We start from the raw sequence: 11,819 nt of genomic DNA, 5'->3' as shown, positions 1-11,819 counted from the left end.
CAGCGGCCTGACAAAGTATGTCCTGGCCGCTGGTTCTCAACGTATTAAGCGAGCGCTCAGCTCTGCGAGAAGGGGAATTAACCGATACGGCGAGTGCCGCCGTCGTCCTCTTCATCATCAAACTGGTCTGCATATTTATCCTCGTACGCCGAATAATCCGGCTCAACCGGATCGTCATGGCGTGAGGCGCGACTACCGGGGCCTGTGAGCTCACGCTGCAGCGCCGAGTAGTCTGTGGCCGGGCTGAAGTACTTCATGTCCCGTGCCTGCTTGGTGGCTTTCGCCTTCTGACGGCCGCGCCCCATGGCGTGACCCCCTTTTGTGCGTCGATCCGGAGGTGGTCGCTTTGGCCTTGGAAATAAAGGTGGAGCGAGGCCCCGGAGTATCCGGTCAATGTGTCGTACGTATAGATTACATGGTTTCTCAGGCACCAACGCCCCGACCGCCCGCGCGGTTCCCGCAACGTGTCACAGGATCGGCGCACGCTATGCGGGAAAGTACCATTGTTGGCTAGAGTCGTGGGGTGATTCGGACCAGATGTCAGCCCACCGCAGTGGTGGGCACGCGAGGGGGCAGTTCTCTATGAGCGATCAGCCGGACAAGCCGGAGGACGGCGATTCCGCACCGGGTGAGCCGCCGGTACCGGAGCCGGAACTGCTCAAGGCCGAGGAGGTCCGCCTCTCCGACCCCGATGTGTCCGACGACGCCGTCGAGCCGACCCTCAGCACCTCTGCCAATGAGGTCCGCCTGACCGAACCTTCCCTTGGGGCGGCCGAAATCAGCGACGACGCCGCCGAAGCCGCCTCCCTGGACGAAGCCGCAGCTGAGGCCGAGTCTGTTGCCAGGGAAGCCGAAAACGTCGGCACCCTGCTCAGCGGCCCTCGACCCGCCAATGACCCGGCTGAAGCTGCGGCACCAGCGGGCACTGCACCCGCCGGCGGCGCTGCGGGCGATGCTGCCGGGGATGCGGCGCGCGAGCCGCAGGAGTCGGCCGAGCCGACACCCCTCGTCGCACCAAACGTTTCCCTGCCGCACGATTCCGCACCAGAGGCAGCCACAGACGGGGAGGGCTCAGACGTGGCACACGGTTCGAGCGACGCTTCCGACGCCGCCGAGACCCCCGCCGATGACACCGCCGGCCAGGGGCTAACGAGCTATGCCGCCGCGGGCGACGCACCCACCTGGATCGGGCAGAACGCCGATCAGTCCCGCTGGGATGAGCTGTTCGAGGTCGGTCAGTCCCCAGCCGCGGGAGAACCGGCCCACCCGGATGCCCCCTCGGATTCCGACGATACGTCCGAACCGGAGACGCCCCCCGAAGCCGAGAAGCTTGAGCCGGAGGGGCCCCCATCGGCCGCTGCTCCCGACGCACCCTGGACGTCAGCCGCTCCGGACGCACCCTGGGCAGCTCCTACCCCGCCTCCCTCCGAGCACGCCCCGGGAATGGCGGCATCGCCGGTTGGCGGACCCTACGGTCTTCCGCCCGCCGGCCCGGACGAGGCCGCGCCTACCCGCATCCGTGCGCGATCCGCGAGAAGCGCTCCCCGCCGATCCAACCGGAAGTTGTTGATTACTCTCGGTGTGGTCGGCCTTGCGGTGTTAGCCCTGCTGATCTTCGCCATCATGAACATCGTCAATGCGCTGCGGTCCGATGACCCGGGCGCCGAGGCATCCTCCAGCACCACCCCGGGCGCTGACGGAATCATTGCGGAAAACATCTCACCGCTTGACCTTGAGTCGGGCGCCTGCGTTCTGGGTTTCGACGCGGCAGATGTCAGTGCGGACGTCACGACCGTCACCTGCACCACACCCCACAACGCCCAGCTGCTCGCGACCACCAGCCTGCCTGATGATGCGGATTTCCCCGGGGAAGCCGCACTGAATGCGAGCGGCGATGAACTGTGCAACTCGGTGCCGATCGACCAGAACGCGGCGGCAGATTTCCCGAACCTCACGCTCACCCAGGTCACTCCCACCACGGGCACCTGGGCGGACGGTGACCGGCGTATCGACTGCTTCGTGGTTTCTGACGAGGGGAACGTCATCACGGACAGCCTCCTCGCGGAGTAGCCCGTTGCGGGCCGCTTCGCGAGGAGTGCCCGCGGCTACGCGGTGACGCTTGCGACAGCGAGGCCCTCGGTGCTGTCAGCGGCCCGATCAACGCGCACCTTGTCGCCGTCGTTGATTGCGCCGGACAGCAAACCTCGGGCAAGGCGGTCTCCGATCTCACGCTGGACCAGTCGGCGAAGCGGCCGGGCGCCGTACGCCGGATCGAAACCGGTGAGCGCAAGCCACTCCCGCGCGGCGTCTGTGACGTCGAGCGTGAGCCGGCGCTCCTGGAGTCGGGCGGCAAGGGACTGTACCTGCAGGTCCACGATCCGTGAGAGCTCCTCAATGCTCAGTGCATCGAACATGATGACGTCGTCGAGCCGGTTGAGGAACTCGGGCTTGAAGCTGACGTTCACCACCGACATGACCGCATCCCTGCGGGCAGACTCGTCCAGCGTCGGGTCGACCAGGAACTGGGATCCGAGGTTGGACGTCATCACGAGGATGACGTTGCGGAAGTCCACGGTCCGGCCCTGGCCATCGGTGAGCCGACCGTCGTCGAGCACCTGCAGGAGGATGTCAAAAGCCTCCGGATGCGCCTTCTCGACCTCATCAAGCAGCACCACGCTGTACGGACGGCGCCTCACCGCCTCTGTGAGCTGACCGCCTTCCTCGTACCCGACGTAGCCGGGAGGTGCACCCACCAGCCGCGCCACTGCATGCTTCTCCGAGTACTCCGACATATCGATGCGGATCATGGCGCGCTCATCATCGAACAGGAAGTCCGCGAGCGCCTTGGCAAGCTCGGTCTTGCCGACGCCGGTGGGGCCAAGGAACAGGAAGGAACCGGTGGGTCGGTCCGGATCCGAGATACCTGCGCGGGCACGCCGGACGGCGTCGGAGACGGACGCTACTGCCTTCTTCTGGCCGATCAGGCGGTTTCCGAGGTTCTCCTCCATGTGCAGCAGCTTCTGGCTCTCGCCCTGCAGCATCCGGCCGGCAGGAATGCCCGTCCACGCCGAGATGACCTCCGCGATGTCCGACGCGGTGACCTCTTCCGCGACCATCAGCTCGGGTGAATCAGCAGATCCTTGCTCCTCAGCCTGGGCGGCCTCGAGCTCGCGCTGCACGTGCGGGATCTCGCCGTAGAGAATGCGGGAAGCTGTCTCCAGGTCACCATCACGCTGTGCCCGGTCAGCCTGCGAGCGCAGCTCATCCAGCGACGCCTTCAGGTCGCCCACCCGGTTCAGACCAGCCTTCTCCGCCTCCCAGCGCGCGTTCAGCGCGGCAAGCTGTTCCTTGCGGTCAGCCATGTCGGCGCGCAGCGCCTCAAGGCGCTCCACGGACGCTTCATCGGTTTCCCCTTCGAGGGCCAACTCTTCCATGGTCAACCGGTCGACGGCGCGGCGTAGCTGGTCGATCTCCTCCGGCGCGGAGTCAATCTCCATCCGCAGCCGGGACGCGGCCTCGTCCACCAGGTCGATTGCCTTGTCCGGGAGCTGCCGCCCGGTGATGTAGCGGTTGGACAGCGTGGCTGCGGCCACGAGTGCCGAGTCGGCGATGGATACCTTGTGGTGGGCCTCGTAGCGCTCCTTGAGCCCACGGAGAATGCCAATGGTGTCCTGAACGCTGGGCTCCCCGACATAAACCTGCTGGAACCGGCGTTCCAGCGCCGCGTCCTTTTCGATGTTCTCGCGGTACTCGTCCAGGGTCGTAGCGCCGATCAGGCGCAGCTCACCGCGGGCGAGCATGGGCTTGAGCATGTTACCGGCGTCCATGGAGCCCTCCGAGGCGCCGGCACCGACGACGGTGTGCAGCTCATCGATGAAGGTGACGATCTGACCGTTGGACGCCTTGATCTCCTCAAGCACTGCCTTGAGCCGCTCCTCGAATTCGCCGCGGTACTTGGCTCCCGCAATCATCGAGCCGAGATCCAGGCTGATGAGGGTCTTCCCGCGCAGGGACTCCGGCACATCCCCGGCGACCATGCGCTGGGCGAGGCCCTCCACGACGGCGGTCTTACCGACACCGGGTTCACCGATCAGCACAGGGTTGTTCTTGGTACGGCGCGAGAGCACCTGCACCACGCGCCGGATTTCCGTGTCGCGGCCGATCACCGGATCCAGCTTGCCGGAGCGGGCGATCTCGGTCAGGTCCACGCCAAACTTCTCCAAAGCCTGGAAGGTGTTCTCCGGATCGGGGCTGGTGACCCGCCGGTCCCCCCGCACTCCGGGAAGCGCGGCGAGGAGCGCCTCGCGGGAGGCACCTTCCTCACGCAGGATCCTGCCTGCGGCACCTGAATCAGCGGCGATGCCGAGCAGGAGGTGTTCGGTGGAGACGTAGGAATCGCCCAGCGACTCGGCCTCTTGCTGCGCGGCGGTAATCACCTGCAGCATAGGCCGCGAGAACTGGGCCTGCGCCACGGAAGAACCCGACGACGACGGAAGCGCCTTGATCGCCGCGCTTGCCTTGACGCTCACGCTGTCCGCGCTGACACCTGATGCTGACAGCAGAGCCACGGCAACGCCGTCACGCTGGTCCATCAGCGCTTTCAGCGTATGGGCCGGCTCCACCTGCGGGTTGCCCGCGGTGGAGGCATTCATGGCGGAAGCGGACAGGGCTTCCTGGCTTCTGGTGGTGAATTTGGTGTCCATGCTGGCCTCCCTGCAGTGGAATGACGACTAACAGCAGAATTAATGACTAAGTTGAGTGTACTACGCTCAACTTTAGTCCTGTAGGCAATTTGGCTGTTTTTCACTTCAGGCGAACCTGATCATGCCGCGGTCGGGATCAGACTTCCCTGCCTTTCGACACCCAGTTCGGATCAGCGCTTCGCTCCCCCACCACGAGCTCGGCGGCCGCGTCCAGCACGTCACAGTCAGATTCAGAAAGCGTGATCGAGGCGGCGCCTACGTTTTCGTCGATGCGCTCCGGCCTGCGGGTGCCGGGAATCGGCACCACGGGCAAACCGAACTTCGAGCCCTGCACTGCCAGCCAGGCGAGCGCCACCTGGGCGGCGGTGGCACCCGCTGCGGCGGCCACCGACTGCACAGCTTCCACCACCCCAGCATTGGCCTGCAAGGCGTCTGCGCTGAACCTGGGCACCCGATGGCGGAAGTCACCCTCGGACAACGACTGCGCCTGCACGGTCCCGGTCAGGAAACCCCGGCCAAGCGGCGAGTAGGGCACGAATCCGACACCTAGTTCGGCGGCTGCTGGCACCACGCGTCCTTCAACATCCCGGCTCCAGATCGACCACTCGCTCTGCACGGCGGCAATGGGATGGACAGCATGGGCAGCGGCAAGTTCGTCCGCGGTGACCTCGGACAGGCCGAGGAAACGCACCTTGCCGGCGGCCACGAGCTCTGCCATGGCGCCGACCGTTTCCTCTATGGGCACCGAGGTGTCCCGCCGGTGCATGTAGTAGAGATCGATGACGTCCGTTCCCAGGCGCCGCAGGCTCGCCTCCGCCGCACTTCGTACGTACCCGGCATCACCGCGAACCCCGGAATAACCGGCCGCGGGGCTCCCTTGGATACCGAACTTGGTAGCTAGCTCGACCTCCTCCCGCCGGGTCGACAACAATTCACCCACCAGTTCCTCGTTGCTGCCTCCGCCGTAGATATCCGCCGTATCAATGAAGGTCACCCCCGCATCCACGGCGTGGTGGAGGGTTTCCAGGGCAGCTTTGCGGTCCAGGCCGCCATACACCTCGGTCAGCGCCATTCCGCCGAAGCCCTGGGCACTCACGGTAAAGCCATTGGCCAGTTCGATTCGGTTGAGGGTCATGGTCTTGATGGTATTCCTGCGGGCTCTCGCCGGACGAGTACCTGATTCAAGTGGTGAAAAGCGGGCAACGCAGGGGGGACGCCATGGGCGATAATGGAGCCCATGGGGAGAACCGACATCACCGCTGTCCTGACAATCGCCGGCCTGGCGCTGACGCTTACGGCCTGCACTTCAGACGGGCCTACTGCCGAAGACGCGGCCGCCAGCCTTGCTGAGGGACTCACCAGCGGCAACCTGAGCGGCGTTGCTTTCACGTCCGTGTCCCCGGAGGAAGCCACTGCACAGCTCGAGGAGCTCGCTGCTCCCCTTGACCCGGTTTCACCCACCGTCACGGTTGCCTCAGTGGAATCCACAGGTGAGGACACAGCGACGGCACAGCTCAACCACGCGTGGGACGTCGATGCCAGCGACACCGACTGGACATACACCACCACAGCGGAGCTGACCAAGGTCGACGATGCATGGCAGGTTGGCTGGACGCCCGGTGTGGCGGTCAACGGGCTGACCGAGGATGCCACGCTCGCCGTATCCCGCACTGCCTCCGAGCGGGCAGAAATCCTGGGGGCAGGCGGGGAAGTGCTGGTGACGGAGCGTCCCGTCATCCGCGTGGGCATCGACAAGACCCGCGTTGAAGCGGCGGAGCTCGAGGCTTCTGCCACAGCCCTGGCGGACCTTGTGGGCATCGATCCCGCAGCTTATGCCGAGCAGGTGGCAGGCGCCGGCGGGGAGGCGTTTGTCGAGGCGATCGTCCTTCGGGACAACGAGGACCGCCCTGTTTCCGACGACCAGATCAATGCCATTCCTGGGGCAGCCGGAATCCCGGACACCATGTCCCTGGCTCCCACACGCACCTTCGCGCGCGAGCTGCTGGGCTCGGTGGGCCAGGTGACCGCGGAGCTGGTGGAGCAGTCGGACGGACGGTTGGAGGCTGGTGACACAGCCGGGCTGTCCGGAATACAACTGCAGTATGACGAGCAATTGGCAGGAACACCCGGAATGGTCATCGAGGCCGTAACGGGAGAGGGCGAAACACGCACGCGCGAGGTTCTCTTCGAGAAAGATCCTGTTCCCGGAGAACCTCTGGAACTCACTCTCGATCCGGCATTGCAGACCCTTGCGGAAGAGGTTCTGGCGGAAGAAGAATCCGCTTCCTCCATCGTTGCCATCCGGCCTTCAAGCGGCGCAATCCTGGCGGCCGCAAACGGCCCGGGAAGTGAGGGCCTGCAGACGGCGCTGCTCGGGCAGTATCCGCCCGGATCGACCTTCAAGGTAGCGACCTCCCTCGCCCTGCTCAAGAACGGCTTCACCCCCGATTCGACCACGAGCTGTCCCGAAGAGCTGGTAGTGGACGGCCGCGCATTCAACAACGTCCCCGGATACCCGGTGCAGTTCACCGGCGAAATTCCGCTCCTGCAGGCGCTGGCTCAATCCTGTAATACCGGCTTCATCTCGCAGCGCGACGTCGTTTCGCAGGAGGCGCTCGCATCGGCTGCGGCGGATCTCGGTATTGGGGTCGACGTCCCCATCGGCACGCCGGCGTTCTTCGGGTCGGTCCCTGCAGAAGCCGACGGAACTACTCACGCAGCGTCGATGATCGGGCAGGGTGAGGTCCTGGTGTCCCCCTTGTCGCTGGCCATCATGGCTGCATCCGTGGGAGCCGGGGAACGGGTTGCTCCTACGCTCCTGGGCGGCGGTGGAGAGAATGCGGCGCCGTCGTCGTCGGCTTCTGCCGAGCCCACCGCGGAAGGAACCGAAGATGCGGAAGGAACTGAAGGTGCAGGGAACGAAACCCAGGAAGCGCCGGCGCCGAGCAACCTGACCGCGGAGGAGGCGGCCGCGCTGCGGGAGATGATGGCCGCCGTCGTCACCGTAGGAGGCGCGCAGCTGCTCGCCGACATCCCCGGGGAGCCGGTCCTCGCTAAGACCGGCACGGCGGAGTTCGGGACGGAAGACCCGCCGCGGACCCATGCCTGGGTGGTGGCTCTTCAGGGTGACCTGGCTGTTGCCGTGTTCGTCGAGGAAGGCGAGCGCGGATCCATTTCCGGCGGGCCGCTCATGGAGGAGTTCCTGCGCGGGGCAGCCGGTGAATAACCGGCCGGGAACCGGTCAGTAGCGCAACTGCTGCGGGTACCGGGAGCCCGACGTCGGAACGATCTCCTTGCCCAGCGGCATCAGGGAAACCGGGATGAGCTTGATGTTCGCAATTCCCAGCGGTATGCCGATGATGCTGAGGAACATCGGGATGGACGTGAGCACATGGCCGATTGCGATCCAGATTCCAGCGACCACCAGCCAGATGACGTTGCCTACCGTGGAGAAGAAGTAGGTGCGTCCTCCCCGGTCAACCACTGACCGGCCGAAGGGCCAGAGCGCGTAGGCACCGATGCGGAACGACGCTATCCCAAAGGGGATCGTCACAATCAGCAGGCAGCACACTATGCCGGCGAGGAAATACCCGATCGCCAGCCACACCCCGCCGAATATAAGCCAAATGATGTTCAAGAGTGCAGTCATGGGTCTATTCTTCCCAACATCGGCGTCGATCGGCATGAGGGATTACCCTGACTGCATCCCGTACCGGCGCGAAGACCGGCAGGAAAGGGGACGCCATGGCCCCGCAGAACGAACACTCGATCATGCGACGCAAGTCCATCGCCCAGATGGACGACGAGGCCGAGAAGAGCGGACTGTTCAAGAGCCTCGGGCTGTGGCAGCTGACGGCCATCGGTGTCGGTGGCATCATCGGCATCGGCATCTTCACGCTTGCGGGCCTGGTTGCCAGCGGGCAGGAGGGTGGTGAGGGTGCCGGTCCCGCCGTCCTGATCTCCTTCCTCGTGGCAGGTCTTGCCAGTGCCGCAGCTGCCCTGTCCTACGCCGAATTCGCGGGGATGATTCCACGGGCGGGCTCGGCGTATACCTACGGGTACGTTGCGCTCGGTGAGATCATCGGATGGTTCATCGGGTGGGATCTGCTCCTCGAGTACATTGCGATCGTCGCGGTGGTAGCCATCGGCATCTCCGGTTACTTCACCGAATTCATGGCCGGCATTGGAATCGAAATTCCGGTGGCTATCCAGGGGACGGCAGACGTCGTCGAGGGCGGCCTGGTGAACCTGCCGGCCATCATCGTCTGCCTGTTCATCACCTTCATCCTGAGCCGTGGAACGAAGACCTTCGGCAGATTCGAGCTTGTCGCGGTGGCGATCAAGATCCTGCTGATCCTGTTCATCATCGGCCTCGGGTTCTTCTACGTCAGCGCTGACAACTACTCGCCGTTCATGCCCAACGGGTTCGGTGCGGTGTTCACCGGCGCGGCAGTAGTTTTCTTCGCGGTGTTCGGGTACGACGCCATGAGTACCGCCGCTGAGGAAGCCGAGGACGGCAAGAAACACATGCCGAAAGCGATCCTGTTGTCCCTGGCCATCGCCATGACCCTGTACGTCCTGGCTACGCTCGTGCTGACCGGGATGCAGAACTGGGAAGAGCTGGACACCAACGCGGCGTTCGCGGTCGCCTTCCAGTCGGTGGGCCTGCCGGTCATCGCCACCATCATCTCAGCCTTCGCGGTTCTCTCGATCCTGACAGTGATGCTCACCTTCCTGCTCGGCGTCACCCGTGTCTGGTTCTCCATGAGCCGGGACGGACTCCTCCCCCGCTGGTTCTCAGGCACCGACCGCCATGGCACACCGCAGCGGGTGACCTGGATCGCCGGTATTGCCTCGGCCTTCCTTGCCGGCGTCTTTCCCATCCGCCTCATCGCGGATCTGACGAACATTGGGATCCTCGCCGCGTTCGTGGTGGTGTGCGTCGCGGTGATCATCCTGCGCTACAAGCGGCCGGAACAGCCCCGGACCTTCCGACTGCCGCTGATGCCGTGGATCCCGGCCTTCGGAGTGCTCTCCTCGCTGTTCCTGATCCTCCAGCTGGAGCCGGAGACCTGGATGCGGTTCGGCGTCTGGCTCCTGATAGGCCTCGTAATCTACTTCGCCTACAGCAGGAAGAACTCGGTGATGGATCCTCGCAGCCCCCGCTACCAGGAAGTGATCCATACCGAGGAGGGCTAGACGAAGCTCCAGAAACAGCACTGCCCACCGACCGTATTCGGTCGGTGGGCAGTGCTGAGTCTGGCTTCAGTTAGCGGCCGCGCCGTTCGTTCGACGCCGGGGCGCTGGCCCTGCGGGAACCCGCTCCGCGGTTGCCGGAGGGGCGGCCCGAGGACGACGGCGCCGATGCCCGCTGGCCGGAGCTGCGCTGCCCGGAACCGGCCGGAGCCTTGCCCTGGGAGCCGCGGGTGCCGGCGGCGCTGTGCGCGGCGACGTCCCCGGAGCGTGCCCTGCGAGGGCGGCTGGTGGCTGCTGCTGCACCTTCACCGGAACGACGACGGTCGCTGTCACCACCGAAGCGAGGTGCCTGCGGCTGGTCCTTGCGGCGCTCTGCCCGGTTGCCCTGAGGCTCCGCGGCAACACGCCCGCGACCGCCACGGCCACCGCGGCCTCCGGCAGCGGGGGCAGCGCGACGGGCGCGCTTGCGCTCGGCGTTCGCTCCGGTGGAGGTGCCGCCCCCGGCGTTCTCGCGCTGTGCGAGGAGAGCCGCCCGGGTGCGGGGATCAACCTTCTCCGCTACGTCACCGATGAGCTTGCCGATCAACGGGGACGTCGCGGTGACGTTCTCGAACCCGACGTTCACGCCGGCGGCCTTCATGAGCTTCTGAACTTCGCTCTTCTGCTCGGGCAACGTGATGGTCACGACGGTGCCGTCGGAACCCGCGCGGGCCGTACGGCCGGAGCGGTGCAAATAGGCCTTGTGCTCCGTGGGAGGGTCCACGTGAACCACGAGCTCGACGTCGTCGACGTGGACACCGCGCGCGGCGACGTCGGTGGCGACGAGGACGCGCACGTCACCGGTCGAGAACTCCGCCAGGTTGCGGTCGCGGGCGTTCTGCGAGAGGTTGCCGTGAAGGTCGACGGCGGGAATTCCGGCGTCGGTCAGGGTCTTCGCGAGCTTGCGGGCATGGTGCTTGGTGCGCATGAAGAGGACGCGCTTGCCCTTGCCGGAGGCGAGCTGGACGATGAGCTGCTTCTTCTGGGTCTGATCGCCGATGAGCAGCACGTGGTGCTCCATCGTGGTGACCGATGCCTGAGGGGTGTCCACGGAGTGGGTCAGCGGATTGGACAGGTACCGCTGCACGATCTTGTCCACGCCGTTGTCCAGGGTGGCGGAGAACAGCATGCGCTGCCCCTCGGTGGGTGTGGTGTCGAGAATGCGCTTCACCACGGGCAGGAAGCCGAGATCCGCCATGTGGTCGGCCTCGTCGAGCACAGTGATCTCGACCGATTCGAGGGTCACCAGCTTCTGGCGCATCAGGTCTTCAAGACGGCCCGGGCAGGCGATGACAATATCGACGCCGGCGCGCAGCGCCTTCTCCTGGCGTGCCTGGGATACACCGCCGTAGATGACGGTGGTGTTGAGGCCGAGTTCAGCGGCCAGCGGCTCTACGGTGGCATTGATCTGCGTTGCGAGTTCACGCGTCGGAGCAAGGACGAGAGCCAGCGGGCGGCCGGGCTTGCGGCGGTAGGCGGCTTCACGCTCGGCGAGGCGGGCCACCATCGGCAGGGTGAACGCAAGCGTCTTGCCGGAGCCGGTACGGCCGCGGCCAAGCACGTCCCGACCCGCGAGGGTGTCAGGAAGGGTCTTGACCTGGATGGGGAACGGTTCGGTGATTCCCTGGTTGGTGAGGGAACGGACCAACGCTGTGGGCACGCCAAGCGCAGCAAAGGTAGTCATGTAAAGTACACGAACTTTCTTCTCATCTTCCCTGCGCATCGGTTGATGCCCAGAGTCCGCCGAAGGAAAGTCAGACAGTGTCAACCGCTCTCACGATCATGGGAGATAGCGCGGGACAAAAGAATGCGTTCATCGACGCAGGCTGCGGCGGAAGCCTTCCGGAGGAAGAGGCACCATGTGCCGCAAGCAAGTGCCTC

8 protein-coding genes are annotated in these 11,819 nt (G+C 65.3%); 3 read left to right on the top strand and 5 right to left on the bottom strand.

Features of this window, described 5'->3' with window-relative positions; all coding sequences use genetic code 11:
- Nucleotides 1-77: 77 nt before the first annotated feature.
- Nucleotides 78-305: a DUF3073 domain-containing protein gene (locus tag AC5RU3_RS00795; RefSeq protein WP_309070573.1), complete on the bottom strand. Its 228-nt coding sequence runs from the start codon at nucleotides 303-305 to the stop codon at nucleotides 78-80.
- Nucleotides 306-582: 277 nt separating this feature from the next.
- Here AC5RU3_RS00795 and AC5RU3_RS00790 point away from each other — a divergent pair, with 277 nt between their 5' ends.
- Nucleotides 583-2,070, top strand: coding sequence for a septum formation family protein (locus AC5RU3_RS00790; RefSeq protein ID WP_493964638.1), 1,488 nt, complete (start codon nucleotides 583-585; stop codon nucleotides 2,068-2,070).
- Nucleotides 2,071-2,105: 35 nt separating this feature from the next.
- Here AC5RU3_RS00790 and clpB read toward each other — a convergent pair whose 3' ends face one another.
- Both clpB and AC5RU3_RS00780 read right to left on the bottom strand, forming a co-directional pair.
- Nucleotides 2,106-4,703: an ATP-dependent chaperone ClpB gene (gene clpB / locus AC5RU3_RS00785; protein ID WP_493964637.1), complete on the bottom strand. Its 2,598-nt coding sequence runs from the start codon at nucleotides 4,701-4,703 to the stop codon at nucleotides 2,106-2,108.
- A 136-nt stretch (nucleotides 4,704-4,839) separates the two neighbouring features.
- Nucleotides 4,840-5,838, bottom strand: coding sequence for an aldo/keto reductase (locus AC5RU3_RS00780; RefSeq protein WP_493964636.1), 999 nt, complete (start codon nucleotides 5,836-5,838; stop codon nucleotides 4,840-4,842).
- Nucleotides 5,839-5,940: 102 nt separating this feature from the next.
- On the opposite strand from AC5RU3_RS00780, the gene AC5RU3_RS00775 reads away from it, so the two are divergent.
- On the top strand, nucleotides 5,941-7,929 hold the full coding sequence (locus AC5RU3_RS00775) for a penicillin-binding transpeptidase domain-containing protein (protein WP_493964635.1): 1,989 nt from the start codon (nucleotides 5,941-5,943) through the stop codon (nucleotides 7,927-7,929).
- A gap of 15 nt (nucleotides 7,930-7,944) precedes the next feature.
- Here AC5RU3_RS00775 and AC5RU3_RS00770 read toward each other — a convergent pair whose 3' ends face one another.
- Nucleotides 7,945-8,352 (bottom strand): YccF domain-containing protein, encoded by a 408-nt coding sequence (locus AC5RU3_RS00770; RefSeq protein ID WP_493964634.1) that lies wholly within the window; start codon nucleotides 8,350-8,352, stop codon nucleotides 7,945-7,947.
- Nucleotides 8,353-8,447: 95 nt separating this feature from the next.
- Here AC5RU3_RS00770 and AC5RU3_RS00765 point away from each other — a divergent pair, with 95 nt between their 5' ends.
- On the top strand, nucleotides 8,448-9,902 hold the full coding sequence (locus tag AC5RU3_RS00765) for an amino acid permease (RefSeq protein WP_493964633.1): 1,455 nt from the start codon (nucleotides 8,448-8,450) through the stop codon (nucleotides 9,900-9,902).
- Nucleotides 9,903-9,972: 70 nt separating this feature from the next.
- Here AC5RU3_RS00765 and AC5RU3_RS00760 read toward each other — a convergent pair whose 3' ends face one another.
- Nucleotides 9,973-11,622 carry a DEAD/DEAH box helicase gene (locus AC5RU3_RS00760; RefSeq protein WP_493964632.1) on the bottom strand — a complete coding sequence of 550 codons (1,650 nt, stop codon included), beginning with the start codon at nucleotides 11,620-11,622 and terminating at the stop codon, nucleotides 9,973-9,975.
- Nucleotides 11,623-11,819 lie beyond the last annotated feature (197 nt).

Source organism: Arthrobacter sp. MDB1-55, assembly GCF_059092925.1.
The sequence above is the reverse complement of the archived record's forward strand: the minus strand, read 5'-3'. Positions and strand labels throughout refer to the sequence as shown.